Origin of the sequence: Erwinia sp. HR93, assembly GCF_034555055.1 — a bacterium.
Taxonomy (GTDB): Bacteria; Pseudomonadota; Gammaproteobacteria; order Enterobacterales; family Enterobacteriaceae; genus Apirhabdus; species Apirhabdus apintestini.
The window spans coordinates 1,950,010-1,975,599 of record NZ_JAXUDP010000001.1 but is presented as its reverse complement, the minus strand read 5'-3'; the positions used below and the strand labels follow the sequence as shown (position 1 = coordinate 1,975,599).

General features: G+C 56.3%; 34 protein-coding genes. 5 read left to right on the top strand and 29 right to left on the bottom strand.

The window, feature by feature from the left end; genetic code table 11:
• Positions 1-8: 8 nt before the first annotated feature.
• The 26 genes from SFA31_RS09305 to SFA31_RS09175 all read right to left on the bottom strand — a co-directional run bounded on the left by SFA31_RS09305 (position 9) and on the right by SFA31_RS09175 (position 19,385).
• Entirely contained in the window at positions 9-539 is a 531-nt protein-coding gene (locus SFA31_RS09305) for a phage baseplate assembly protein V (protein ID WP_322837716.1), read from the bottom strand.
• On the bottom strand, positions 536-1,705 hold the full coding sequence (locus SFA31_RS09300; protein ID WP_322837715.1) for a phage late control D family protein: 1,170 nt from the start codon (positions 1,703-1,705) through the stop codon (positions 536-538). The genes SFA31_RS09305 and SFA31_RS09300 overlap by 4 nt, the downstream gene beginning before the upstream one ends.
• Positions 1,693-1,905 carry a tail protein X gene (locus SFA31_RS09295; protein ID WP_193160868.1) on the bottom strand — a complete coding sequence of 71 codons (213 nt, stop codon included), beginning with the start codon at positions 1,903-1,905 and terminating at the stop codon, positions 1,693-1,695. Before SFA31_RS09295 ends, SFA31_RS09300 begins: the two co-directional genes overlap by 13 nt.
• Positions 1,905-2,789, bottom strand: coding sequence for a phage tail protein (locus SFA31_RS09290; protein WP_322837714.1), 885 nt, complete (start codon positions 2,787-2,789; stop codon positions 1,905-1,907). Before SFA31_RS09290 ends, SFA31_RS09295 begins: the two co-directional genes overlap by 1 nt.
• Entirely contained in the window at positions 2,789-5,257 is a 2,469-nt protein-coding gene (locus SFA31_RS09285) for a phage tail tape measure protein (RefSeq protein ID WP_322837713.1), read from the bottom strand. Before SFA31_RS09285 ends, SFA31_RS09290 begins: the two co-directional genes overlap by 1 nt.
• Before the next feature lie 181 nt (positions 5,258-5,438).
• On the bottom strand, positions 5,439-5,795 hold the full coding sequence (locus SFA31_RS09275; RefSeq protein WP_322837712.1) for a phage tail assembly protein: 357 nt from the start codon (positions 5,793-5,795) through the stop codon (positions 5,439-5,441).
• A 98-nt stretch (positions 5,796-5,893) separates the two neighbouring features.
• Complete coding sequence (locus SFA31_RS09270) at positions 5,894-6,175, bottom strand: hypothetical protein (RefSeq protein WP_322837711.1); 282 nt, start codon at positions 6,173-6,175, stop codon at positions 5,894-5,896.
• Complete coding sequence (locus tag SFA31_RS09265; protein WP_322837710.1) at positions 6,165-6,458, bottom strand: Gp49 family protein; 294 nt, start codon at positions 6,456-6,458, stop codon at positions 6,165-6,167. The genes SFA31_RS09270 and SFA31_RS09265 overlap by 11 nt, the downstream gene beginning before the upstream one ends.
• A 2-nt stretch (positions 6,459-6,460) precedes the next feature.
• The gene (locus SFA31_RS09260) at positions 6,461-6,985 is read right to left on the bottom strand and encodes a phage major tail tube protein (protein ID WP_322839336.1); all 525 of its coding nucleotides are present in this window, start codon (positions 6,983-6,985) and stop codon (positions 6,461-6,463) included.
• Positions 6,982-8,409, bottom strand: coding sequence for a phage tail sheath subtilisin-like domain-containing protein (locus SFA31_RS09255; RefSeq protein WP_322837709.1), 1,428 nt, complete (start codon positions 8,407-8,409; stop codon positions 6,982-6,984). The genes SFA31_RS09260 and SFA31_RS09255 overlap by 4 nt, the downstream gene beginning before the upstream one ends.
• On the bottom strand, positions 8,399-8,650 hold the full coding sequence (locus SFA31_RS09250) for a hypothetical protein (protein ID WP_322839335.1): 252 nt from the start codon (positions 8,648-8,650) through the stop codon (positions 8,399-8,401). The genes SFA31_RS09255 and SFA31_RS09250 overlap by 11 nt, the downstream gene beginning before the upstream one ends.
• The gene (locus SFA31_RS09245) at positions 8,650-9,114 is read right to left on the bottom strand and encodes a Gp37 family protein (RefSeq protein ID WP_322837708.1); all 465 of its coding nucleotides are present in this window, start codon (positions 9,112-9,114) and stop codon (positions 8,650-8,652) included. Before SFA31_RS09245 ends, SFA31_RS09250 begins: the two co-directional genes overlap by 1 nt.
• Positions 9,114-9,560 (bottom strand): gp436 family protein, encoded by a 447-nt coding sequence (locus SFA31_RS09240; protein ID WP_182928902.1) that lies wholly within the window; start codon positions 9,558-9,560, stop codon positions 9,114-9,116. Before SFA31_RS09240 ends, SFA31_RS09245 begins: the two co-directional genes overlap by 1 nt.
• Position 9,561: 1 nt before the next feature.
• Positions 9,562-9,918: a DUF2190 family protein gene (locus SFA31_RS09235; RefSeq protein WP_182928901.1), complete on the bottom strand. Its 357-nt coding sequence runs from the start codon at positions 9,916-9,918 to the stop codon at positions 9,562-9,564.
• 10 nt (positions 9,919-9,928) lie between these two features.
• Entirely contained in the window at positions 9,929-10,882 is a 954-nt protein-coding gene (locus SFA31_RS09230; protein ID WP_322837707.1) for a hypothetical protein, read from the bottom strand.
• 13 nt (positions 10,883-10,895) lie between these two features.
• Entirely contained in the window at positions 10,896-11,993 is a 1,098-nt protein-coding gene (locus SFA31_RS09225; RefSeq protein ID WP_322837706.1) for a peptidase, read from the bottom strand.
• Between the two features lie 204 nt (positions 11,994-12,197).
• The gene (locus SFA31_RS09220) at positions 12,198-12,665 is read right to left on the bottom strand and encodes a phage virion morphogenesis protein (protein ID WP_322837705.1); all 468 of its coding nucleotides are present in this window, start codon (positions 12,663-12,665) and stop codon (positions 12,198-12,200) included.
• A gap of 2 nt (positions 12,666-12,667) precedes the next feature.
• Positions 12,668-13,489, bottom strand: a complete 822-nt coding sequence (locus SFA31_RS09215) for a phage minor head protein (protein ID WP_322837704.1) — start codon at positions 13,487-13,489, stop codon at positions 12,668-12,670.
• Entirely contained in the window at positions 13,470-14,966 is a 1,497-nt protein-coding gene (locus tag SFA31_RS09210) for a DUF935 domain-containing protein (RefSeq protein WP_322837703.1), read from the bottom strand. Before SFA31_RS09210 ends, SFA31_RS09215 begins: the two co-directional genes overlap by 20 nt.
• Positions 14,966-16,489, bottom strand: a complete 1,524-nt coding sequence (locus tag SFA31_RS09205; protein ID WP_322837702.1) for a hypothetical protein — start codon at positions 16,487-16,489, stop codon at positions 14,966-14,968. The genes SFA31_RS09210 and SFA31_RS09205 overlap by 1 nt, the downstream gene beginning before the upstream one ends.
• Complete coding sequence (locus SFA31_RS09200; RefSeq protein WP_322839334.1) at positions 16,486-17,031, bottom strand: DUF3486 family protein; 546 nt, start codon at positions 17,029-17,031, stop codon at positions 16,486-16,488. Before SFA31_RS09200 ends, SFA31_RS09205 begins: the two co-directional genes overlap by 4 nt.
• Positions 17,031-17,342: a hypothetical protein gene (locus SFA31_RS09195; RefSeq protein WP_048822605.1), complete on the bottom strand. Its 312-nt coding sequence runs from the start codon at positions 17,340-17,342 to the stop codon at positions 17,031-17,033. The genes SFA31_RS09200 and SFA31_RS09195 overlap by 1 nt, the downstream gene beginning before the upstream one ends.
• Complete coding sequence (locus tag SFA31_RS09190) at positions 17,335-17,667, bottom strand: hypothetical protein (RefSeq protein ID WP_322837701.1); 333 nt, start codon at positions 17,665-17,667, stop codon at positions 17,335-17,337. Before SFA31_RS09190 ends, SFA31_RS09195 begins: the two co-directional genes overlap by 8 nt.
• Positions 17,664-18,314 (bottom strand): hypothetical protein, encoded by a 651-nt coding sequence (locus SFA31_RS09185; protein WP_322837700.1) that lies wholly within the window; start codon positions 18,312-18,314, stop codon positions 17,664-17,666. The genes SFA31_RS09190 and SFA31_RS09185 overlap by 4 nt, the downstream gene beginning before the upstream one ends.
• Positions 18,298-19,026 carry a transglycosylase SLT domain-containing protein gene (locus SFA31_RS09180; RefSeq protein ID WP_322839333.1) on the bottom strand — a complete coding sequence of 243 codons (729 nt, stop codon included), beginning with the start codon at positions 19,024-19,026 and terminating at the stop codon, positions 18,298-18,300. Before SFA31_RS09180 ends, SFA31_RS09185 begins: the two co-directional genes overlap by 17 nt.
• Positions 19,027-19,034: 8 nt before the next feature.
• Positions 19,035-19,385, bottom strand: coding sequence for a putative holin (locus tag SFA31_RS09175; protein WP_322837699.1), 351 nt, complete (start codon positions 19,383-19,385; stop codon positions 19,035-19,037).
• 248 nt (positions 19,386-19,633) lie between these two features.
• On the opposite strand from SFA31_RS09175, the gene SFA31_RS09170 reads away from it, so the two are divergent.
• On the top strand, positions 19,634-20,401 hold the full coding sequence (locus tag SFA31_RS09170) for a DNA adenine methylase (RefSeq protein WP_322837698.1): 768 nt from the start codon (positions 19,634-19,636) through the stop codon (positions 20,399-20,401).
• Positions 20,402-20,453: 52 nt separating this feature from the next.
• Here SFA31_RS09170 and SFA31_RS09165 read toward each other — a convergent pair whose 3' ends face one another.
• The 3 genes from SFA31_RS09165 to SFA31_RS09155 all read right to left on the bottom strand — a co-directional run bounded on the left by SFA31_RS09165 (position 20,454) and on the right by SFA31_RS09155 (position 22,277).
• Positions 20,454-20,798, bottom strand: a complete 345-nt coding sequence (locus SFA31_RS09165) for a hypothetical protein (RefSeq protein ID WP_230608010.1) — start codon at positions 20,796-20,798, stop codon at positions 20,454-20,456.
• Between the two features lie 52 nt (positions 20,799-20,850).
• The gene (locus SFA31_RS09160) at positions 20,851-21,744 is read right to left on the bottom strand and encodes a hypothetical protein (RefSeq protein ID WP_322837697.1); all 894 of its coding nucleotides are present in this window, start codon (positions 21,742-21,744) and stop codon (positions 20,851-20,853) included.
• 122 nt (positions 21,745-21,866) lie between these two features.
• Positions 21,867-22,277: a helix-turn-helix transcriptional regulator gene (locus tag SFA31_RS09155; protein ID WP_322837696.1), complete on the bottom strand. Its 411-nt coding sequence runs from the start codon at positions 22,275-22,277 to the stop codon at positions 21,867-21,869.
• Positions 22,278-22,366: 89 nt separating this feature from the next.
• Between SFA31_RS09155 and SFA31_RS09150 the strand changes: the two genes are divergently transcribed.
• The 4 genes from SFA31_RS09150 to SFA31_RS09135 are packed head-to-tail and all read left to right on the top strand — an operon-like array spanning position 22,367 to position 25,584.
• A complete protein-coding gene (locus SFA31_RS09150) occupies positions 22,367-22,591 on the top strand; it encodes a phage-associated protein, BcepMu gp16 family (protein WP_032636378.1) in 225 nt (74 codons plus the stop codon).
• Positions 22,588-22,893 (top strand): helix-turn-helix domain-containing protein, encoded by a 306-nt coding sequence (locus SFA31_RS09145; RefSeq protein ID WP_322837695.1) that lies wholly within the window; start codon positions 22,588-22,590, stop codon positions 22,891-22,893. Before SFA31_RS09150 ends, SFA31_RS09145 begins: the two co-directional genes overlap by 4 nt.
• Before the next feature lie 9 nt (positions 22,894-22,902).
• Positions 22,903-23,811 (top strand): DUF3102 domain-containing protein, encoded by a 909-nt coding sequence (locus SFA31_RS09140; protein ID WP_322837694.1) that lies wholly within the window; start codon positions 22,903-22,905, stop codon positions 23,809-23,811.
• 3 nt (positions 23,812-23,814) lie between these two features.
• On the top strand, positions 23,815-25,584 hold the full coding sequence (locus tag SFA31_RS09135; RefSeq protein ID WP_322837693.1) for a DDE-type integrase/transposase/recombinase: 1,770 nt from the start codon (positions 23,815-23,817) through the stop codon (positions 25,582-25,584).
• Positions 25,585-25,590: the final 6 nt, after the last annotated feature.

Genomic DNA, 25,590 nt, shown 5'->3' with positions numbered 1-25,590 from the left:
AGTCACAATTAATGTGAATGGTGGTTAGAGTTTTTTCCGCCAGCGAGGATATCGCCTGTAGCCTGGACATTGCCAGTGATAGCAACGTTACCCGTTATCTGCACATTGCCCTCAATTGCTGTGCTCTCTGCCGTCACGCTGACGTTTTTTGTCGTCAGAGAAACGTTAGTGGCCACAGATATCACGATATGCTCAATACCGCCGTTGATCGTTAGCGTATGAGTGGCCCGGTTGTAGCTGAAGCTAGCTTCATCATTATATCGAGTGCCGCGCACGTCTTTGTCGCTGAACGATGGTTTATCAACGTCAGAATAGACTGCGCCGAGAATCACACCATCCTCGCCATTCTCATCCAGCAGCACCTTGACCTGTTCGCCCACATCCGGGAGCCAGTAATCCTTGTTGTTCTGGGTATTACGCTGCAGTACGTCCAGCCAGTTGGTGCGCATATTGTCGCACTCCGGCAGCCTGACGCGGGCCTTCACGCCAACGGCATCTACGGCACTGACTGTGCCGGTCTGCAGGGTTACGCCTGTCATTTTTTCTTCTCCTTTATTACCGTGGATGTACTGCCGTCCGGCTTGTAGACGGTGAGCGTCTGGGGCTTGCCGGTTTTGTTGCCTTTCTTCGCCTTGCCCCGTGTCACAGGCCCGCGCGCGACGTCCAGCTCGGTCACGTAGCCGCTGTTTCGGTCGAGGGTGTGGCGGGCGGTGGTTATCAGCCACGGCCCGGACAGCTGGCCAAAGTCGGACAGATCAATTTTATTGCCCGCTATCAGCTGAGATACCCCCATCAGGGTCAGGGAGCCGCTTTGCTGGTATTCATTGTGGCGAGCCAGGGCGGAATCGGCCTTAATGCGGGCGCTGTCCGGGTCACTGACACGGCTGTTGACCTGCAGCCTGTCGGCGCTAGTGACCTTGCCGCCTTTGAGCTGCTTGCCGCTCTCACTGGTTCCGCCATCAGCCTCATACACAATCAGTTTTTTCGTGCTGCTCTTCTGATGCTTGACCCTTGCGGATTTGTAGACGCGGTTGATGGTGTCGCGCAGCGAGTAACGGGCCACATCCTGCGGCTTCAGCTGCTTAATCGGCTCCTGACTGCGAAGTGTGGCCAGATGCGAAAATATCAGCTGATCGCTGACAATCTTCACCACATACCCATACTCACTGGCGAGGCGGTGCAGGAAGGCCACGTCGGTCTCGGCGTACTGCGTCACCCGGTCAATTTTGATGACCTCAATGCTGCCCACCAGTTTCAGCTGATGCTTTTTGGCAATGCGCCCGGCAATGGCCGCAAGCGTTGTGCTCTCAAAACCCCTACTTGATTTCGTCCTTAATGCGCTGTTGACCGAAGTAGCCACGCCCCGGATGGAGACCACGGACGCGGGCGAACTGACCTCTATCTCGTCAATAGAGAAGGTGCCGCAGGACAACAGCTTCTCCCCCTGGTAGCCGACCTTCAGGGTCAGTGTGTCGCCTTTGCCCGGATACCACGCATCCAGCCAGCGGCCATCGGTGTCATCAAGTTCCACCTCAATGGTGTCGGACTCATTTTTGATGTTATCGCTGTAAGTAATGCGGGTGACGTAGGGGGTAATATCGCTGGTGATATTCTTTTTCAGATACCAGAGGGTGAACACCGGCGACAGTACATCGCTGACGCCGGTCAGGGCAGATGATGCCTGCGTGCTGCTTACCTCAGCCATGGCGGGGTATCCTCTTCTGTCGTGGCTTCTTCAGCCTCAATGACCGGGATAAGCAACAGCAGCCCGGAGGGAAGCACTGGCGTGATGGCCACGTGCGGGTTAGCGGCAATAATCCGGGGATAGCCCATCGGGTCACCGTAGTACTGCCATGCCAGAGAATCCCAGCGTTCCCCCTCACGGGTGACATGCTCAAGAAACATCACACGCTCCTCGCCAGAATGCTGGCTGCCATGGTGCTTAATCCCGGCGACATGCGGGTAAAGGTGGTACTGGCGGAGTTCAGCTGACCGGAAACCGCATCCAGCGCCGCCGCAATATTGCTGCCGTCGACGCCGTTCAGCGAAGACTGCGCCTGCTGAACATACGAGGCGGCCTCACTGGTGGCCCGCGCCAGACTGATGGCATCCGGCATGGAATCGGCCAGTGCATTGAACGCAGGAACGCTGCTCCCCAGCGAACCGGAGATATTGCCAAGACCGCTCAGCAACCCCGGCACGCGGGTCAGTGCGACGGTGGGGTTATCCTTCATTTTCTGGGCAATACGCACCGCGCTGATGGTGGTCTGGAGCGCAGATTGCGCCTGTTTTGCATAGTTGACGCCGTCGCGGACGTACTGCGCCACACCGGAAGGCGACGGAACCGCAGCAGATACCGCGCCGGTGCCCGGTACCTGTGTACGGATAGCAGGTGGCTTCAGTGGGTTTTTAGGGTCACCGATGTACTCCCGGAGCGATGCAGTAGCGTTGACCGCCAGCACGTTGCCGGTGCTGTCGGTCTGCTCACTGGTTGCGGTCACATCGGTAATCACAAACCAGCCGCGATAGTCACCGTTACCAAACACCATCGCCAGTGCCTGATGGGCTTTCATCGCCGTTCGCAGACGCGCCAGCTCGACGTCGGGCACGCAATAGTGCTGGTGAAAGACCAGGCTTATCTGGATCTCGTCCAGCTTGTCGCCGATGAACTGCAGGCCGGGTTTGCCCTCGATACGGGCATGCTCGGCGTAATCAACACCGAACGTCGCCTCGAAGCCGTCCCAGTAGGTAATCAGTTCGAATTCAATATCACCCAGAACCGCAAACATCAGCTGTACCTCCGGCGTTGTTGCTGTGCCAGCAGGCGTTCCAGCATTTTCTCAAGCTCATGCACGCTCATATTCAGCGCACCGGTTAACCCGGCAGGCGTCGAGGCCTCTTTGCCGTTAAGGTAGAACTGGGGATTAAAATTGACCTGTATACCGCCTGACGCACCACTTCCGGCAGCAGCACCTGCACCCCGGCCAGTATACCCTGCGGCCATAATCTCAGGTGACGGCAGACGGGGAACGTCAGGCGTCATCTCTTCTGCCAGCTTCTGCCCGGCGAGCGCCGCAAGCGGAGTGGTTCGCTGCAGGCCAATAGCGGCACCCTGCGCGATATTGTCACCAAAGCCCATAAACACCCGGCTCGGCGAGTGAATACCCAGCTTTTCTTTAAACCAGCCGCCGACGCTGTCGCCCATATCGGTAACAGTGGTTTTGAGCGATTCCCATTTATTTTTGATGCCGTTAATCAGGCCGTCGATAAGATGGCCACCGAAGTCAGTGAACTTTGCTGGCAGATCAACGCCGAGATATTTCAGCGCGGCCGCAAAAGCTTTATAGAGCAGGCCCATCGGCGACCAGTTAATCAGTAGCTTACCAATCCCCACAATACCGCCGTTAAACGCCGTTTTAATGTCAGCCCAGCGCTGCTTAAACCAGCCGCTCACCGCGCCCCAGTTGCGGTAGATAAGGTAAGCCGCTGCCGCGACGGCGGTGATGGCCAGACCGATGGGATTCATCAGCAGCGCACGGCCAATAAAGAGAACGGCACGTCCGGCGAGCATGATGCCGCGAACGAGGCTACCAGACAGCACGCGGCCCAGCGTTGCAGCTCCCTTCGCAACCGAGCTGAAGCCGGTCACCAGCCAGCGGAGTTTGCCACCTTCAGCCAGAGCAACGTTCAGACGCAGCCAGTTGGTTCGCAATAAAATGACGTTTTTCCAGACGCTGGTTAAGGGAGAGAACAACAGGTTCAGCCCCAGCTTAAGGCCGATGGTGGCCATCTTAAATGCGAGCAATGCGCCGACCACTTTGATAGTACCGCTGACCAGCTGTGGATGCGCCGCAATCCATTTGCCAACGCTGTTCATTAAGGGGATGAAGGTTTCCCCCAACTGAACCAACGCTGGGCGTAAGGATTGCCCGATGCTGATGGCTGAGTCATTAAAACCAATCTGCGTTCTGCGCCAGCGGCCTTCAAGCGTATCATTCTGCTTTGCGGCATCCTTATCCAGCGTGGACATTGCAGCTGGCGTGTTCATTTCCTTTTTATTGGACTGATATTTATCCCAGCCCTGACGCATTGCCAGCAGATGGTTCACGGTCTGAATATCAGTAAAGACTTCCGCCAGCCCAAAGGATTCCATCAGCTTCTGTTGGCCCTCCTGATCGCCTCTTGAGCCTGCAGCTTTCCACTGTTGTAAAAACGCTTTACCTTTACCGTCAACAAAACGGTTAGCAATCATGAGAGAAGCTTCGTACTGGGAAAATCCCTGGGCGACATAGTTCTGCATCGAACCCTGATAATCCACCCCAGCTTTTGCGTACTTCCCGATGGTATCTCCGCGCCCCATAGCGGCCAGCCAGTTGGACATATTGGTTACAGCCTCTTCAGCGGAGCCGCTGCCTTTGCCGACTTCAAGACTGGCAACAATCTGGGTAATCGCCTCCTTACCGTAAATCCCACGGGCTGCAAAGGCTTTGGCCATACCAGGCAACGCTTTTGCCATGTCTTTCAGCTCAAATGAACCGAGTTTTGCCCCAGTAGCCGCTATACCGAACGCCTGCTCCAGCTCTTTCGCATCGGTAATTTTGAGCGCATCACTAAACGCAAAGGTCATTTTGGCAAGGTCAGTCATATCGGCCTTTTCTGCCGTGGCGGCCTTACCCAGTAGCCCCGCAAATTTTGCGGCTTGCTCCGGGTTCATACCATCGGCAACTAACTGGCCAACGCCGCCCAACAGCGACTCCTGCAGCTGGTTAACCCTGAGCGATGCCTGACGAATAGCGGTGCCGATAGCCTGTTCCTGCCGGGCATCCAGATCGCCGGTGACGCTGATATCGCGCAGTTGAGATTCAAAGGAGGCATATTGCCTTACGGATGCCATAACTGGCGCTCCGAGGGTTCTACCGATAGCGTAGGTTTCCGCTCCCTGACCATAGAGCGCCATGCGGTTAGCCTTCAGCGCATCACTGGTGGCTGAGGCTGCCGACAAACGGCGTTGCTGCCGCTCAACCTGCTCCATAGTCCGGCCCACCCTCAGCAGGGCATTGTTCAGGTTCTGCATGGAGGAGGTGCCAAGGTGGCCATAGCGGGCAATTCTTTGGGTCAGATTGTCCTGGCGTTCCTGCAGGCGGCGGGAAGTATCATTGAGGGAATCAAGGGCGCGTCGGGTACCGCTCATCGCAGAACGGAAGGTGCTGCCAATCATGCCACCAATAACAACGCCGACGGAAAAGTTACTGGCCACGATGGATATCCTCCGGGTCGGTATGTAAAAGAAGAAAGGTCAGGAAAGTGCTGAAGGGATACTGAAAGGAGGAAGCAGCCGCTATCCGGCTGCTGTCATACTTAATCAAAATGGTCAGTCTCTGTCGCCGTACTCGCTTTTGATTTGCTCTTCAGCCTGCTCCAGCCACATTTCCAGATCGTCAATATCGAGAGCGGCAATTTCCCCCGGCTGAAACCGGAACCACCTCGCCAGCAGCCCCTGTGCTTTCGTTATCGCTGTCGGGCTTTTTGCCCAGCCCTGTGATTTTCTGAAATCGGGTCTGCAGCTCCAGATAATCGGCAAGGTCCATATTGTCCAGGTCTTCAGGCAGCAAGCCGGTGCTGCGGGAAATCAACGGTTCGTCCCAGTCAGCCGGGTCTTTATGGGTTTTCTTGACCTGCTTGAGGTCTTTAACCGTCAGTCGTTTAAGTGCTAGCTGAGGAACGGAATTACCTGCAGCCGTGGTGAAAGGAAACTGCAGGACAAAGATTTCGGCTTCGGTTTTGGTCTGTGACATGGTCATGCTCCTGTGTGATTTCAGGGCAGTATGTCCGGTGACGGGGAAAACAGATATTAAAGGGGATTAAGAAGAAAGGGGCCGAGGCCCCTTTGGTATCAGCGAGTGCGAAAACCTTTGCAATTGCGCAGGAACTCGATGAGAAGTGCTTTTCCTTCTGCTTTACGGATGCCGGTAAACCAGTGGTCTGGGGGGTCCCATGCCTCAATCAGGTCAGCCAGCTTCCGTGCTTTGGCGCGGGTGCAGTCAATCGGGTCATTGGTTTTTTGTGTATTAAAAAGGTTTTCCACCCCCGGAATATCAAGGAGGGTAAACCAGGTGCCATTCGCCATACCAATCGAGCCGCAGTTCCCGCCTTTGTCTTCAATCTCAACGGTCATCGGACTTCCCCGATGCCAGCTGCGACTTCAGCTTGTAACCCTCAAACTGCCACAGCGCTTCAGTCGCATTGTGCTGCGCTTTAGCGATGGCCACTTTCCTTCCCGTCTCTTCGTCAAACAGCCCCGGATGCGCCGTGGCGCTGAATCCACTGCTGACCATAAAGCCATCGGGCATCAGCGCGACAGCAATGGTCAGGGTAGTGCCCGGAAAGTGATGGGTCTGGTAATTCAGCGACGCCACCAGGTCATCTATCGTCTTACGCTCAACTTTGGGTACCACCATGATCACCCTCCGATATTGACGCGGTAATCAGTCAACTGGTCAACACCGCCGACGCGGAAGATGTTGGCCAGATAGTCCAGATCCAGCAGTTCCTCGCCGTCGAGCACCTGTTTGATGTACGTGCAGGTGAAGCTGCTGGAGAACTCGGCATTCTCATGTTGTTTGAAGCTCCCCAGCGGGTTCTTCTTGAACATGATCGTCAGGAAGGTGACCAGCGGAATTTCGTCAATCAGCCCCTGAGAACTGTAGCGCTGAACGCTGGAACGGCACTGCAGCGCCAGAGCCTTATACGGGTTCGCGGCAGACAGCATGGCATCGCGATAAAAGCTGTTCCACTTGATCTCGCCCTCCAGCTTGTCGAAGCCTGCCGGGAGTTCCACCTTGCCCACCATCCCCAGCGCTTTATGCTCCTGCATGGTCATGGAGACGTCGGGGAGTTTGACCTCCTCGGCCCGACCCAGCAGGTTAGCGCCATCCAGGTAGATGTTGGCATTGGTGATGCGGTTAATCTCAATCTTTGCCATCAGCTATTCCCCTTCAGGGTTAACAGGTATTCCGAGGTGATCTCGGTCTCATACGTCAGTCGCTCCATTGGCGGTGGTGGCGTGTATTTGTAGCTCAGCAACAGGTGACCGGCGGCCAGCTCCGTCTCTTCGTTGCGGGCAGGATCAAACCAGCAGCTGAAGCCCAGCAGCGCACCGTCGCCAATCAGCTTGCGCCCGTAGGCGTTGACCGACTCCGTCAGCGCGTCAATCAGCGCCTGGGTGATCGGCATGTCGATGTACTGCTGGCTGAAATACCGCAGGGACTCATTGATCACATCACCGGTACGGCGAACGTTCTCAAAGTTGCGCATATGCGTCACCGTTGGCCATGCCGCCATACGGTTGCCCCACAGACGCAGACCGCTGCCGTAGCTGCTGAAGACTGTGGTGATGCCCTGTTCGTTGAGCAGGTTCACCTCGCTCTGCGGGTCGTCAATCATGGCCGACAGCTGGCGCTCTACGCCGGTAATGCCCAGAATCTCCTGATTGGAGGACGACCACCAGTAGCCTTTGTCCAGGTCGACTTTGGCACGCAAACCTGCAGCACGCTGGCTCAGCGGCTCCAGTCGCTCACTGTTGGTGGCCGCGTCGTACACTTTGACATGCGGATAGCACAGGCGGACGCGGTCGGAGCTGGTATTGAAGTTAATGGTGCCTTCCGGCCCACGCCCTGCCAGCGCCTGCGCAAAGGTGGTACCGATTGGCGCATCGATGTAGGTCACCGCACCCAGCTTTTCAGCCATGGCGATAAGTTCCACCGAGACGCTGTTCTGGGTACAGAACACCGGAGCAATCAGGATTTTGGCGAAGTAGCCGAACAGGTTGAAGCTGTCGGTAAGCAGCTTCATCCCGGTACGATTACCTGCGGCGTTCACCGCCCCGATGATATCAGCCGGAGTAACTTTGGTCGGGTCAGCATAGTTATAGCTGGCCTTCACCGTTGCATCTGCGGCAATGCTCTTACCAAGGTTGGTAATCTTCCCGGACTGTGCATCGAGCAGATAGTCTTCACCTTCGACATAAGGCTGTCCGTCGCTGTCTGGCTTCAGCACCAGCTGCGCGACGACGGGATTAGCCAGCTGTGCCTTGCCTGTCGCTTTGTCGAATGCCACGTCTTCATCAGGAACAGCGGTTTTATGTGTGGCCGGATCAAGCACGTTAATGACCAGAACGGTGCCAGCACCATGGTCATAGATAGCATCCAGTGCCTGCGGAATGGTAAAGCCGGTAAGCTGGCTGCCAAACGCGGCGGCATCCTTCTCGGACAGGCACTGCACCAGCGTATTGACGTCACCCATCGGGGCGGTACCAATCAGGCCAATGACGGCAGACTTCACCGTTTTTACCGGGCGGGCACCGTTTTCCACCTCAATGGTTTCGACGCCATGCAGATAATTAGCTGCCATGGGAGTCCTCCGTTTTCACATCGCTGTCGCCGCCGTTCCTGCGCTTTGGCAACTGCGGAGCGGGCGTGCTGGCGGGTTTGGCTTCTTCAGATACCGGCGTCAGATGCTTCAGCGCCACCAGTACCTTCACATAGTCATGCTGCTCTGGCAGGGAGACATTCTTCCCTGGCCAGAGCAGGATTTCGGTTCCGTCCGACAGCGTGACGCCGCTGGCCGGGCCGGAATAGCGGTATTTTTTCATCACTCGCTTTCCTCATAGTTCACTTCGGTTAACAGCGGGCCGGAGGGTAAATCGCTATCTTCGATAAAGACGGTTTCAGTGGCGAAGTCGAGGGCGTACTGCCACAGCCCCTTGACCTCCCCGATAAACACCTCACGGGTCAGCCAGATACGACGGCGGCAGTTCGGCGGCGTGTAGCCACCGAGAATGCGGCGGACAGCATCCAGAACGTCAATTGCGCCTCTTTTACCGTTAAGCTGGCGGAAGACCACCGTGACGCAGAGCTGAACCGTCTGGGGCTGGATCACCGCACCAATATCATCGGGCTTGTCGAAGCGTGACGCGGCATAGCTCAGCAGCAGTGCCCCAACCGGATGATTGAGACGATATTCAGATGGCTTCTCCGGGAAGTACTCCACCTGTAGTTGCGGCAGCTTCTCGCGTAACCGGGCCAGTACAGCATCGAGGACGGGCAGAACGTTCATCAGTACTTCTCCAGTAAGCCGTCGCGCCCGCCAAAGGTGGGGCGGCGTGCCCGTGCCCGGATTTCACCGGACTCAGGCACATCCTTCTGAGTGGACTGCAACCCCAGCGTCAGTTTCCCGTCGCGGATAGCCTCAAGCTGACGCCTGGCCTCTTTGTTGTCGTCCTTGACGGTGTCAGGCAGATCACCTTCAGGACGACGGACATACAGGCGGTAACGCACCAGCGTGATGGCAATATCCCGCAGAACGGTAGGCACTTCTGCCAGCGGCAGGGTATAGCGGCCACGCAGATGGGCATCAATCAACTCCCCGGCGTAGCGAATACAGCTGTCCACAACCGTCACATTCACCGTGGCGGGCGTGTCAAAATCCACGACCTCGTTAGTGAGCTGAATCAGCGTTGACTCAGGCACTTGATCCTGTAAATCCGCCAGGGTGCAGTACATGTCACACCCCGCGCAGGATGCGGATAACGTCGCCTTCGGCCAGCGCCTCATCCAGCGCAATCCCGGCTGAAATCCCCGCAGGGGCATCTTCCGTGGCGGCTGTCTGAGGAACGGCGCAGGCATTGGCATCCGACTGAACGTTAAGTCCTCTGGCAATCGCAGCACCCGCTTCGACGGCAACAATACCCAGTACGTTGACCGGCGTTACATCACCGGCTGCGGCGTCCACCTCTGCCACGCCGAGCGCGACGGCTCCGGCCTGACAGGGGGCGTTATCGGCACCGACAAAGCGCTGCTGGGTCAGCGCTGCACTTGCCGTCACGGTGGTGGTCAGAATGACCTGTTGAGTGGCACCCATGGTCTTCTCCTTATTTCACTATGTTGGTGACGAGATACCCGGCATCGCCACCGACCACGGCGACTTTGTAGATATCGGTATAACGGCAGTACTTCACCTTGCCGCCGACGCCGTCGTATTTGTCCGCCACCGGCATCCCTTTACGACGCAGGGTGTAACCGAAGGACGGCTCGTTTTCATCTGCGCTGTCGGTGCCCGGCTGCGGCTTGCTGACGTAGTGCAGCATCAGGTTGTCGGCCCAGATATCGGTCGGGACTTTGTCCTTGTCCTGTGCGTCTTTCATGGAGGCCATGGAGACCGGTTCGCCGATCAACACATCGTCCAGCTGGAAAAGGTCTTTCAGAATTTCGATAGTGATACGCTTGCGCTCGTTAGCACCAATCGCGGCCTGAATCGCCGGGTGGAACTTCAGCAGCGACATGACGCTGGCCCCCATGGTCATCAGGTTCGGACGCAGACCAGTGGCGTTACGTACCTTTTCAATCCCGCCTTCAATGATGCCAATCGGGTCACCTTTGCCACCGACCCAACGGTCACCCGCAGCCAGTGCTTTGACGTTAGCGGCGAGGTAGACGTTTTTATCCTGGGCCAGACGGGCTGCATACAGCTCACGCCGCAGATTGACGCCGTTGGTCACACGGCGAATGGCTTTAGACTCTTCGTTAAACATCGACTCTGCCTGCTCGCGATAGTCCACCGGCGCGGCCAGATCGTGTTCGTTAAGAACCAGGTCCAGCTTGCCGGTTTTTTCACGAACCAGAACGTTACTGTCAGCCCCCACGGCACGCTCGGTGTCGTACTCCACAAAGGCCGACTTCCCGAAGGTCGGAACGGAAACGCCTTCCTTATCGGTCAGTACGATCGGGAAGATGCGCTCACCGATGAACGCGGCATTTTTATAACCGCGAGCAATGCTGGTCAGCACCGGGTCAACAACGCGCTTACCCTTTAAATAGTCAGACATGTTCTCTCCTTAATTACAGGCAGCGGGAGACAGCAGCGTCGTAGCTGATGCCTTCTTTTTTCGACAAGGCCAGCGCTTTCTGATGCAGCGCCAGACGGTCCGGGTCGGCCTCAGCAAACTCTGCTGACGTCGTTGAAATATCCGTGTCCACGCGGTCTTTGGTCGCATGCTCACCGAAATCCAGCACCGGAGCGGTACCGTCCAGCAGCGACTTAAACGCCGTGGCCAGCGGGGTGCGGGTATCGCCTTCGGCGAACTCAACCGGCTTGTCACCACCGGCTACCGCATCAAGAATAGCCACCACCACCGGCTTTGCTGCCGGAGTCAGACGCCCCGTGCCGACCAGCTTCTCGGCAAAGGAGACGTTGTCCGCGTGGAGCGCGTCCTGTTTGTTCTTCGCTTCCAGCTCAGCTCGCTGGTTCGCTTCGGCTTTCAGACGGGTGTTTTCCGCCTGAAGCGCCTTGATTTCGTCTTCGGTCATAGTGCTGTTCTCTTGTTGAGGGTTGGGATTATGTTCACTGAAGTCCGGTTCAGACTTCCCGGTGTCGCGGTAAGCCTCTTCGCGCAGGGAGTCCACCTGCCATGACGGCAGCACTTTGTCGGTCTCATCCAGACCGAACTGGGCAATCAGAAAATCACGCAGACGCCCCCACAGGGAGGCATTGGTGATATCACCCCAGTCGGCGAACTCCACGACGCCTTCCTCTTTCTCACCAAACGACACCTGCTTCAGCCCCTTAATGGAAGGAGGTTGCGCTCCCAGAAAACCGACATGACGCAGATACAGCGTGCCGGGCTTTGGGTTGTTCGGTGAATCAGGGAGGTAAAACGACGCTGAGATTTTCTTCCAGCGTCCGGCAGCGACCATTTCGGCGAACTCCGGGTCGACCTGACCCGGCTCAGCATTCAGGTTGGAGCCATCCAGTGACAGGGATTTCACCCAGCCCCAGGCCGGGTCTTCCGTCTTCGGATGGCCAATAACCAGCGGCGCTTCATGAATGGTCGGATCGTAGGCTTTGACGCAGGCGGCAAGATCGCTCTGCGTAAACGGCAGTTTCGTGCCGTGCATATCGGTATGGGTACCGGCTTTAAAAATGTGAATGGCTGACATTTTGCTGTCCCGCGTTACGTTGTCGGAGACAGTCTGCGGAAAAGCGGTCAATGGCGCTTTTAATCTGCTTTAGAAAAAAACGAGGGGGAGAAGTACAGCGAAGGGAAACAGGGATGATTAAAGCGGTAAACGAAGGGGCTATAAACCTTTATAAAGGCTCCGGGGCGGGTAACGCGCTAAATCACCCGACCAGGAGGCTTAAATTCAACGGTGGGCCGCAGATTCAAGATGCCGGACAACCGTATCCAGAACCGATGTTTCGGCCTCCGGTTGCAGTTCACCATCGGCGGTCAGCGGCAAATAAGGGCGGGCTTCCAGCTCAACGGACTGATTACGTCCGGCCTCGCCACCGAACTGGTGGATCGGGCCATACACTTTATTGGTACCAGCCATCGCCTGCCTGGCATCATAATCGGTGGTAATACTTCCTTTCAGACCACCGGCGTTCCCTTTGTCCTGCAGGGTCATGCCATCCCGCTCCTGCGCAGCCAGCGAAGGAGTCCAGGCCGGACGGCCTTCATCTTCGAAGTTCAGCAGCGTCTCCGTCAACAGGGTCCCGGCGATTTTGCGCATCGCGGGCGTGAGGTCTGTCGCCGCCAGTTCAAGCGCGTGGAGGCTCTGGCGCAGCGACTTGTCGTTAATGGTGATGTTGACCAGGTTGTCTGAAGCCATCGTTATCCTCTCAGTTTCTGCTGTGCCAGTGGCTGAAGCGTGCCCTGATAGCGGGCAAGGTCAGGACGGTATGCCGCACCCGGCGCGTATGACCAGCCGACGTCGGTGGCCACTTTGGTGGTGCCGGTGTTGAAGGTGGCGACGTTCTGCATCTCGCCCGTCTTCTCTGATACCAGCTTCAGCTCCCACCCCATGGCAGAACCTGAATTCGTCACCTTCAGGCCACGGGCGCGAACCTCGGCGGCGCTCAGGGCAATGACCCCACAGCGACAGCGCCAGCCGTTCGGCGGGTAGAACGCCTGCCAGAACGGGTCGTCCCAGGGCAACACCAGACCATGCAGAACCAGGTGGCTTTTACGGGTGTGACTGTCATTGATGCCGGTGTACATCCAGTACGGCCTGTCGTCGACGTTCTCCATCTGTTCGGCCCAGCGCCCGGCGCTGTAAAGCACAGACATATTGGTGCGAAAGATGGTATCGAGTCGCCACGGGCTGCCCTGCTGGATGGTGACGGGTTCACCGGTGACCGGGTCGGTGGTATCACGCGGCCCCCACCATCCCTTGCGCTGCAGCTCCGGCTCCAGCTGCTGGCGGAACCAGCGGTCAGTCTTGCCTTCATCCAGCACCTGCTGCAGGGCGCTCCTGATATCTTCCAGAATATCCAGCCGGGTCACTTTGGCAACGGTAAAGGCGCGGGCATGGGCCTCCTGCCACATCTCCTCCCAGTCCCAGGTGAAGCTATACCCTTTGGACTTCAGATAGCCGATCGCCCGTTTCGGCGGCAGCGTCATGCAGTACGCCAGCTCAGCCGTGGTTACGCTCATGCAGACGCCCCCAGATAGCAGCAACAAACATGATACGGGCCAGCCGTTCCTGCAGGTCATCCGCATTCATCTGCGGGTACAGTTCAGCCAGCGCCCCCAGCAGCTCAGACGGGTTAACGCCGTCTTTCACCTGGTTAAAGATCGGCTCCAGCACCGGCGCAAGTACGCCGTTTAAGGTGCCACCGTTCATCAGAATATCCAGCGCATCATCGAGGTCCTGCTGGGCCTGTATATCGGCATCAATGGCCTCGGCGAACGACAGCGGCAGCGTGTTCTTCTTGCGCTCTGACGGTGGTGTCTCGTCAATATCGCCGTCCTGCAGCTGGTACTCACGTTTGAAATATTGCGGGGTGAAGACCACACCGGCGCGGCTGAGTTTCTCGTCGCGGGTTGCCTGGGTATCGTCGACCGTACCCTGTTCCCACATCTTCCAGACGGGGCTGGCCACATCGCCAAAATTCATCGAGACCGCCATTCTGATGGCCTGATTCACCGCGCTTTCCACGATATCAGCATCCGCGTCGCGGATATCGTCGGTCACCTCCAGTCCGGCCTGTGCGGAGGCGCGGTTGCTGTTGGCCTCGGTGGTCTGGTTCTGCCCCAGCAACGCGATGGAGATTTCGCTGCGGGCCAGCGTAATCAGGTTCTGATAAATGTCGCTGCTGTCGGCTTTACCTGCGGCCTCTTTGATTTCAATGGAAGAATCGTCAGGGATGGCGGCCACTGCGTCTTCGACCATCGACTCCATGGAATCCAGCAGCAGGTCAATCTCGCCCTGCGCTGTCCCGCGCGGATGCTTGCCAATGACCCACGGTGAGCCGTACTTCTCGGCAAAGCGCACCCAGAACTTCATACCGCCTTTTTTGAAGGTCACGGGCCAGAAGCACATGGACAAATCAGGGAAGCCATACGGGTTGTCGTAAGTGGCGTCCTGACGCGGCACCACAAACTTATTCAGCGGTACGGCTTCACCCTCCAGCCCGGCATCTTTGGCCCGAAAGCGCAGCAGGTTGTCGTTGTCGAACTGGAACCACTCAGGGGGTTTGCCCACGATATCGCTGATGGCCCAGGACTTCACTGAACGTCCCCACATGATCTCACAGGGCTGATATCCGTAGAGCACGGCATCGCTCATCTCGCCAATGATGCGGGCCAGATCCAGATCGTCCAGCATATCCCGGATGAAGCTGAACACCCGCGCCGGGGCATGGCCGCGCTCAAGACCACGCTCCAGTGATTTTACCGCCGCTTTGCGTCTGCGGATGCAGCCACCGACCAGCGGGTCGGTACGTAGCTCACGATAGATGCGGATATCCCGGCCCTGAGATTTCAGAATAGGGTCTGGATTGGGCAGATACATCCCCAGTCCAAAGAAATCGATGGAACGGCTGCGCGAGGCGATCTGTTCCGTCAGCGTTTTAGTGGGTTCGGCAAATGAGACAAACTCACTGGGTGAAACCCAGAGACCTCTTGGCATCAGAATCCCTCCAGCATACGGGCAGCCCGGCGACGACGGCGTGAACTCGCCTTCACCGGTCCTTTGTTAATTTCACGGCTGGCAAAGTACGCCAGCGCCAGCGAGACAGCCGAGTCCCCGTGGCGCTTGTCACTGTCGGACTTTGCCTTTGACCGCTGTTCCGGTACGCGGGGGACACCGTTCACGACCTGAACGGCCCGCAGGTCGTCCAGCGTGTCTTCATCCTTTGGCAAATCTACCAGATTACCGTCCTCCAGCGCCGCCTTGACCGGTGGCATATGCTCCCTGTACCAGCCTTCGGTGGGCATAACCTGCTTAACCCGGCTGGAGCCGTAGCGCTGCATGGCGTATTCCGCCAGATAGGAGCCGTTACCACGGGCATCAAGCGCCGCCCCCATCAGGTTGGGCAGACCGTCCATCAGATACCAGGTGATTTGCTCCTGCTGTTTAAACGGCACGTTACGCAGCTCCATCACGAACGGCACGCGGCGGACCAGGTTCTTTTGCTGCAGTAAGGGATAGTCAACCGACAGGTCACCGCTGCGGCCAAAGTCACGGCCCAAAAACGAGCGGGCATCGGGAGGCAACGCATCCAGCAGCGGCTTCAGGTTCTCTTCCAGCCAGTCCTGCGTCTCACTCCAGCGGACCTCGTCGGATTTCAGTTCGTAACCCTCCGGGCAGGTCAGACGCAACACCGGTGTGTCAGCCGACATGCGGGACTCAATCAGGGCGCGTGAGAGCCATGCTCCACCGCCGTTCGCCGGAATACAGTCAAGCTCCTCAGAAGCCCCGGTCCCGTAGAATTTGTACACCGACGCCATCCAGGCATCTTCTGCGCTCTGTGACCATGCCTTCCCGGTACGCAGGCAGACGCGGCGGAACAACCCTTCAGAGACGGCCTCTTTGAATGGAATACGCTGCACGCTGCCGCCCTGACGCCCGGCCCGGATATCGCCGATAAGCGTATTGAACGGGTTATCGTCACCGTCATGGGTGGAGATAACGCGCACTTTACCGCCCCAGATAAGCATCGCCAGCGCCGCTTTCAGCAGCTCGTCCAGTTGTTCGTGGAACGCGGCCTCGTCGATAACGATGATGCCCTGACGGCCACGCAGGTTAGATGGGCGACTGGAGAGCGCGACGACGCGGAAGCCGGAGTCGGGAAACTTGATGGTGTAGGTCTTGATGTGCTTGTCGTCTTCGTCCTCTTCCCAGAAGCCTTCCTCGATTTCGCTGGCGGCATAGTTGAACATACGCGCCCACATCGCGCAGGCCTGGATATATTCGACGGTCATGTCCTGGTTGTAGGCGATGTAATAGACATTCATTCCTCCGGCAGTCACCGCTGACGCAGCTGTCAGAACGTTATCGGACGCCTCGGCCCAGGTGATGCCGGTACGGCGGCTCTTCTCAATAATCTTCAGAGGAGAGGTATCGGCCACCCATCGCTGCTGATAGGGCATCAGGACAACGGGAACATCGGAGGCTGAGGTGTCGGGTACGACTGGTGGTAACAGATTCACGATGCGATCCCCAAAATTTCACGGCGTATGGCCTGCGCGGCTTCATGAGACAGGCCGCCCTTACGGGCTATTTTCTCGGCGTTGCTGGCCGCCTGCTGCGCTCTGGAACGGACTTCGGTCTGGAACTCCTTCAGATTGACCGAGGCGCGGGACAGTGTGGCCACGTTTTTGGCAACCTTGGACAGTAGCGTTACGCGTTCTTTGGGGTCGATTTCGCCTTCCTCGGCCTCCTGCAGCTGGACAATACTTTCGAACAGTTCGGTCTGAATCAGAGCGATCACCGCCTCTGAACGTGCATCCTGATCGTCAGCAGCCCCTTCGGTCAGCATGCGGGCCGCTTCTGTGGCCGCACGGATGGCACCATAGCGGCGCTCAATCTTCTGGCCATAGCGATGGATCGCCGATTTGCTGATGACATATCCCCGATCGCGCAGCAGGGTCTCCAGTTCGGTATACCCGCTGAAGCCGGACTCGTTCAGCGCCCGCTCAAGCCAGCGGCGCACGTCTTCCGGCAGCTTGTCTATTGTGCTGCGTCTGGCCATCATTCACTCCAGTACTTTTCCGGGCGGGCAATGCCGGGGCCGCATTCCACGGTGTATTCCACCAGGTCGACGCCGAGTCGGGTCAGGTCGGCAAACCAGTCCCCGGAGGGTTTCTTCTCCAGATCTACCATCCTGCGGTCAGACAGATAATCCAGCTCACGGCGCAGCTCCAGCGGCGTGGTATCCGGGTAGATGGCGCGGGCCACGTCCAGCAGTAACGTTTCGCTGGCGGTGTACGGGCGGGTTTTGTTCAGAGCAACCAGCAGACTCCAGCGCAGGGATTCCCGGCGCACGCGAGTGATATCAACCATTACGACCTCCTGTATGACGGTACTGCTGTACCAGTTCCAGCTTGTTGTAGAGTGCGTCCAGCTTTGCTTCGATGACCGTCTGGCCCCGGATGTAATCCTCTCGTCGGACGTAGTTCAGCGGTAAATCTGCCTTAAACCGCATAAATTCTTTTTCCAGCTCGCCCCAGTTGGAGGCGGAGTGCTGCAGCGACTGCTCAAGAGAGGCGAACCGTGCCGCCTGACGCTCTTCCGCTTTACTGAATAGCCACTTTGCTATCCCGCCGACAAAGCTCATAAAGGTGATGAGAAAGCCCACCACCGTCCAGAATTCAACCTGCAGCGTCATTTCTGTAATCCTTCCCGTTCGTCCAGCAGTCCGTTTATCTGGCTACGCCAGATGCGGCACTGTTTCGCGTTGTCGATGATGTTGGCGAGGACGTCACGCTGGGAGACGCCTGAGTTGCGTAGCCGGGTGTCAGCGGCTTCAGGTTGCCCGGACGCTGCGCCAGCACCGGTGCCAGCGGTGGTAGTTGTGCCTGAATGACCGGTGTCGACGGATGCATCGTCGTATCCGAGGGCGGTGTTGTACTGGCGCACGAAGCCGCGAGTAAACACGCACTCAATGGGATGGCTCTTGCCTTTTTCATCAATCCAGCGCTGTGTGACATCGTTAATTTGCCCCTGTAGTTGTTTGTTCTGGCTCTCAAGCTGAGCGATTTGCTCAAGGTAACTGGCTTCGGCCTGATGGCCTGCGGCAACCTGATCCTGATAACGTTTTGCCCAGGCCCGCAGCGCGGCGTTCTCAAGCGTCGTCTGTTCGGTTTTGTATTTATCAAACGCTGACTGCAGCCGACTGAGCGCTGCGTCACCGTCACGTTTTGCGTCCTCAGAACCGTCGTGATAGCCCCAGCGGTTCAGCCCATAAAGAGCAGCCACCAGAACAAGCGCCAGCAGCATGCCGCGCCACGGTAGTCTTTTAACCAGGTTCCACACAGCTGCTGCCTCCCCAGATGAGATAGCGCGGTGCCAGCTCCCGCAGGATGCGCTGCGGATAATGGCGGTTCTCACGCCAGCTGGCGGCGCTGCGTCCGGCATTCACCGTCGCGACATGACCAAACCAGCGGGCACTGTCCAGCCCCTTCTGTGAGGCAAGCCGCTTGTCACGCTGGACCCAGCCCAGACCGCCGTTGTAGCCCGACAGCGCCATGGCCATGCGCTCGCAGCTGTCGGTAGCGCTGACGCGCTGCCACAGCCATCGGTCATAGCTGACCAGCGCACGGATAGCCCATGCGGGGTTAAACGGCTCCCGGCTGTTCAACGCAGGCATCACCTGACTTATCCAGTCGGCGGTAGAGGGCATAAACTGCGCCAGCCCCTGAGCACCAACCGGCGAGACCGCATCGGGTCGCCAGCCACTTTCCTGGTGCAGCTGCGCGGCGAAGTCTGCCACCGGCGCTGACATTCCCCACTCAAGTCGGGCATTGCGGATCACATCACTGCGATACTGCTGTGCAGCCTGCGGAGGCTGAGCCGCTCTGGCCTGACTGAAAAAACCGCCGCACCAGAGGAGCCAGGCAATCAGCAGGCTGCCCGCAAGCTGCAGCCAGAAGTTGTGTTTGTCATTACGCGGCTCGCCATGCTTTGCCAGGATGATGCCCAGAGAGAGCACTGTCAGTACCACCCAGACGATTTGTGGCCATTGCATATTCATCATCACAACCCCGTCGCCACAGCCAGACAGACGGCGGCCACAATCAGCGCACGGCGGATTAGCGAAGCAGAAAACACCAGATGAAGTCCGGTCTGAACGGGGAAGCGGCCATCAGCCATCAGCTTTTCATCGTGCTTCAGGTACTGGCCGGGGCGGGCTTTGGGGAAAAGCGAACGGTCAAGCCAGTAGCCCAGCACAGCCGCCAGCGTGATGAGCGACAGCTTGTAGACAACCACCGGTAGCTGCTGGGGCGAGACCAGACCGATGGTGCCGAGCAGCACAGCGGCGGTCAGCAGCCAGCCACTGAGGCGGGGCTTTTTAACAGGGGGAATTAATTTTTTGATGTTTTTCATGGTGCGTCTCCTTGTGTAGTGGAGACAGCATCACAAATGCAATGGGAAATGGATTTTAAACAGCGTTAATAGTGAGTTGGTGTGCCTGAACCGCATGATGGCTTTGAAAGAACGGCCAGCCCGGTGCGCTAACACCGGACTGGCCATCAACCCACAGGTATGCACTGTGAGCCAACCAGGGTTCAGTCAGTCTCGCGAGACCGGACTAGCCTGACATATTTTCGCTACTTGTAAAAGGCTTACGGATAATGAAAGAACAATCTTTGCCCATCGTCCCCTGGATTGGGGGTAAACGTCGTCTGGCTAAACACATTCTGCCTCTGTTCCCGGCCCACACCTGCTACGTGGAGCCGTTCTGCGGAGCAGCTGCGCTTTATTTCCTAAAAACACCCAGCAAGACCGAAGTCATCAACGATATCAACGGCGAACTGGTGAACCTCTATCGGGTGGTAAAACATCACCTGGAAGAGTTCGTCCGCCAGTTCAAGTGGGCGCTGGTCAGCCGTCAGATATACAAGTGGCTGCAGGATACGCCAGAAGAAACGCTCACTGACATTCAGCGGGCGGCCCGGTTCTACTACCTGCAGAAACAGGCGTTTGGAGGCAAGGTCGCCGAGCACACGTTCGGTACATCCACCACCAGTGCTCCGCGCTTCAACCTCCTGCGCATTGAGGAAGAACTGTCGATGGCACACCTGCGCCTGTCCAGAACGCTGATAGAGCATCTGGACTGGCACCAGTGCATAGAGCGATATGATCGCCCGCATACGTTGTTCTACTGTGATCCCCCATACTGGGGAACGGAAGGCTATGGTGTGGAGTTCGGGCTGGAAAACTATGATCACATGGCAGATTTGGCACGCAGGATCAAAGGGAAGATGGTTATATCGGTGAACGATATCCCGGAAATGCGGCAGGTTTTTAACGGTCTGAACATTCACAGTGTGGAGATCAACTACAGTCTTGCAGGAAAGGGAACACCACGGCGTGAACTTATTATAAGTAATTTAGAGTAGGTTCAGAAGGAGGCAAGTAGTCTCGCATAACAATGCACCAGATGGTGCATTGTTATGATATCACTTTGATAATGTTGAATAATCGCCTACCGGTTTGTAATAAACACAACATAGACATGACAACAAGCCCGATGAGAATAGCGGCTACAATCTCTTGATGTCTACTTTGCAGCATCAGCCCAATCAAACATGTCAGCACCAACACTAGCAGAACCAAGCAAGTATCGAATGCATCAGTCATCAGGCGCCTGTAATGCCCGGTTTTTTGCATGTTTTTAAGTAACGGTTTATCAAGCAATGATGCGAGTAGTGCAATTGCTGTAATAATAAAACCTAACAACGTTGCAAAGACACTGGATAATGTGGTCATGAAGTTTGGGATTGCGGCTACTGGCATGTGGGGCAACTTGAACCAGTAGAGAAAACCAATCCCACATCCAATCAACAACCTAAGCAATAGGGCCGAGTTCATCTTCTCCAATATATGCATTGATACTCTCCCGGTTTTCAGCATACGCAGTATCGATTAGACGGTACATGGTTTCGGCTGGAGGGAAACGAGCGTCAGTAACCACCGATTGATAGGACGAAATACGCTCGGCGATCAAATCCACAGGATGGACAACACCATCAGCATCGAACACATCAATTACTGCCTTTTTAGCCCCAAACTCGACTAACTCTTGCATAGCAAATTTTATATTCTGCTTAAGCTTACCGTCACTATCGCCACGGCGAGTATTAATCCCCATTACAATTTGCATTGTATCAGCCCCTGCATCACCAAGCAGTTGTAGTGTTTTTTGGCTGAAATCAGTATCAGGGTAAAGCTCAGGGTTACGCGGGCGAGGAATCGTCAACTGAATTTTTTTCATTCTGACATCTCCCCTCATAAGCCTAGCAATTGCATCTTTTTCCAGCAAAGGTGCGGGCTTAACCTTTGAACCAAAGATAGTTGAAAGAAATGCACTAAAACGGCTTATACCACAAGCCATATGGTTATAGTGCCAACCTACAACATTGATTCGGGGGTAGAATACAAAGAAATTGCGCTCAATGATCCCTTCATCCTTGGCAAGTGGAATGGGGGTAGACTGCTTTCCTGGTGCACCTTTATCCGGGATGTTCGAGTTGCGAAATTTCCTCAACTCTCCACTAAAAGAACCATCCGCGCGTTTTTTCAACCCCCAAATTTCTCTGGTAAAACCCTCATGATTTGAAGAGGAAGGTGTCTGTTTATCAACTACAGACTGAAAAGCATATCCGAGATCTGCCAGCTGTTCTGTGGCCTTAAACGATAGCTGATGAAACTCAATACGATAATTTCTTACATCACCACTCATACGATTAATCCTTAACGCGGAAAGTTCAAATGGTTAGCGCAAACAGCAAATCCTACTGTTTAAACCAGCACGCATAACGAAGAGGGTTGATAACCCTGTCAATTGTTCCCCTTAGGAACAAATTAACCCACATTTTTTAACCGCTCAATCGTTGCGGATAATTCCTTCAGTTGTTTTTCCATCTCAATCACACGCTGTTTTTCTTCAGCGCCTCGCATGAGATCTCGTCGAACTTCAGGATCTAACTGGTTTAAAAGTTCAAGCATTTTAAGGTCCGCTTGACTGAAGATTTCAGTTGCTGGTTCAACATTCGATACCTCTTCTTCTCCCTTACCCGTGAGTAACCAGTCAAGAGAGATCCCTCTCTCCTCAGCAATGTTTATGCAAATTGAATAAGGTACAGAGTCTCGCTTTCTCCAACTGGCTAAAGTCTGTCTGTTAACGTTTAGCGCTCGAGCCAACTCACTGTCGCTATCAACGTTAAACAGTGACATGAGGCGCAGGAGCACTGCATCAACGGACTTTTTATTCATTTCAAATAAATCCCACTTGAGTTATTCATATTGAATAAGTACACTTATTCATATTGAGTACATCATAACCCAATAGGAACACGGTGCATATGAACAAACAACAAGTTCGGGCACGACTGGTTGAACGGGGCAGCAGCCTGCGCCAGTTCGCGCTTAACGCGGGCTATGAGCCACGAACAGTCACTCAGGCGGTAAGCCGCTGGGCTGGCAAAAATGAACTTCCTCGCGGACGTCTGACGTATCGCATTCTGCGCGATTTGTCAGTCGTGATCGGCAAAGAAGTTACACCAGGCATTCTTCAGGAGGCGTCATGAGCAAAGCAAATGTATCCAGTTCTGGGTCCCGCATTCTGCGCGTTCTTAAAGCTCTGCGTGGGCACGCTCTGAACGGTGTTTCTAACGGTGAACTGGCATCAGCTCTGGACGAGTCCCCGGCGAATATCAATCGGGCGCTCAATACCCTTATAGAGGAAGGACTGGCGCTGAAACTGGATAACGGACGTTTCGCCCCTGGAGTCCAGCTCTTACAAATAGCCATGGCGCATAGCAATGAGATGGCGCGGGCACAGGATCGTATCAATGAAATTAACCAGCGTGTTATGGCTGGCAGTCGCTAAGGAGTTGAAATGGGACGCACAAAATCACAACCAGTTGAACTAGTGGAAGATGCACCGCTGACCGATGGTCTCAGTGTCAATCTTAATGCTATGTCCGAACATCGCCTCGAAATCATGCAGCAGTTTGGTGATGGGCTGCCGTATGAACGTGATCGTATTGTCCATGAAACACGTTTTTACATGGCTCAGAGTGCTGAAGCCATGCTGGAGGCCGGTAAGCGACTGGTAATTCTCAAAGAAAATGAACCGCATGGTGACTTCATCGACATCGTCGAGTCTCAGTTATCCCTGTCCAAACGTACCGCGCAGGTGATGATGCAGGCATCACTCAAATACTTGTCTCCCAAGCTTGAACCAAAAGCGCAAGCGCTTGCGCTTTTGGGTAAAACAAAGCTGTTTGAATTGATGACGGAAGATGACGAAGACCTAGTCGAATTAGCCGATGGCGGCACGATTGCTGGTATGAATCTCGATGATATTGATCGCATGACCAGCCGCGAACTGAAGGCAGCCCTACGTGAAGCGCGTGAAACCAACGCAGCACAACAGCGCGTGCTCGCCGACAAAAATGAGAAAATCGACTCTCTCTCCACCAAACTGGAGAAGAAATCCCGTATTCAGCCACCCAAGCCTGACGAAGAAGTGAAGAAGTTACGCGCGGAAGTGACGGCGTTAGCGGTTGAGGCGGAATCTGCCATCGCGGTTCGACTGTCCAGCGCCTTTGAGACCCTGTGCGCATACTGCGCTGAAAACATGATTGATACCCCCAGAGACTTTATGGCCGGTCTGGTCTGCCAGCTGGAAAGCACCGCGCGTAGCCTGCGCTCCACATTTGACCTGCCGGATGAGCCGACAGGTAACGCCGCCCCTTCATGGCTGACTGACCCGACGCCACAGATTAACGGGCAGGAGGCATAACCGATGAGTGCCGCCCTGACTGAACGACTGGTTTATGTTGCCCGCGCGGCACGTGACGCGGGGCATGGTAAGCGCGGTGCGATATACGACGCCGCCTGCGCTGAACTGGGCATGTCCCGCGCCACCCTGCTGCGCAAGCTGAAGGAGGTATCAGTGACTGATAAACGCAAAAAACGCGCCGATGCCGGGCGCAGCGCCCTGAGCCGCGACGAAGCCGCGTTGATATCTGCCACGCTGCGCGAGGCCACCCGTAAGAACGGCAAACGCCTCTACTCCATCGCGGATGCGGTGGAAACCCTGAGGTCAAACGGCTTTATCACCGCAGGCAGAACGGATGAGGCGACAGGCGAGTTTTTCCCGCTGTCCGAGGACACCATCAGCCGCGCCCTGCGTAACTATGGCCTGCACCCGGAACAGCTTGACGCACCGGCTCCGTCGTCCGAGATGGCCAGCCTGCATCCCAACCACGTCTGGGAGATTGATGCCTCACTTTGTACGCTTTACTACCTGAGCAACGGCCATAAAGGGCTGCAGGTGATGGACAGCGCGAAGTTCTACAAGAACAAGCCCGCCAACATTGCCCGCATCGCCAGTGACCGCGTGTGGAGTTACGAGATTACCGACCATACCAGCGGCTGGATTTACGTTGAGTACGTGATGGGCGCGGAATCCGGCGAGAACCTTTGTTCTGTTCTTATCAATGCGATGCAGGAACGTGGTGGCGCCGATGTGCTGCACGGCGTACCGAAAATACTCTACCTCGACCCCGGCTCTGCCAACACCGCCGGTATGACGAAAAACATGTGCCGCTCGCTGGGCATCAACCTGATAGCGCACAAGCCGCATAACGCGCGCGCCACCGGGCAGGTGGAAAAGGCGCGTGACATTATCGAACGCAAGCTGGAGCCGGGTCTCAAGTTCCAGCCGGTTCACAGCCTGGAAGAGCTGAACGCGCTGGCGGTGAAATGGCGCAGCCACTTTAACGCCACGGCTGTTCACAGCCGCCACCGTAAAACCCGCACGGATATCTGGCTGAAGATTACTGCTGACCAGCTGAAAAAAGCGCCATCCGTTGAGGTTTGCCGCGAACTGGCGGTGGCCGCACCGGAACTCCGTAAAGTCACGCCAAAACTGCGCGTCTCGTTCCGGGGTACTGAGTTTGACGTTTCGACGGTACCGGGCGTACTGGTCGGCGAAAAACTGATGATTACCCGTAACCCGTGGCGCAGCGATGTGGCTCAGGTGGTACTGACCGGTGAGAACGGCCACGAGACGTTCTTCCTGGTTGAAGAGGTCAGAAAGAACGAGTTCGGCTTTGCCGAAAGCGCGGCGGTATTTGGCGAAAACTACAAAGCCCTCCCGGAGACCCCGGCGCAGACGGCTGCAAAAGAAATCGAAGAGCTGGTCACGGGCACCGATAACGCCGCCGATGCAGTTGCTGCACGCAAGGCGAAGGCGCTGCCGTTCGGCGGGCGACTTGACCCGTACAAACATATCGACGACACCACGCTTCCGGCCTATATGCCGAAGCGCGGTCAGGCTTCAGACGTGCGCGGGCCGCGCATTGAGCAGCGTCCGCTGACCCATGTGGAGGCGGCGAAAGCCCTGCGCGAGAAGTTTGGCGCTAACGGCCATGCCTGGACGCCGGAACATTACCGCCAGTTAACGACGCAGTACCCGGATGGCGTACCGGAAGCCACACTGGATGAGGTGATGGTCACCCTGACCACCCCGGCCCGCAGCAGCGTTATCAGCATCGTTAACGGCAACTGAGGAGGA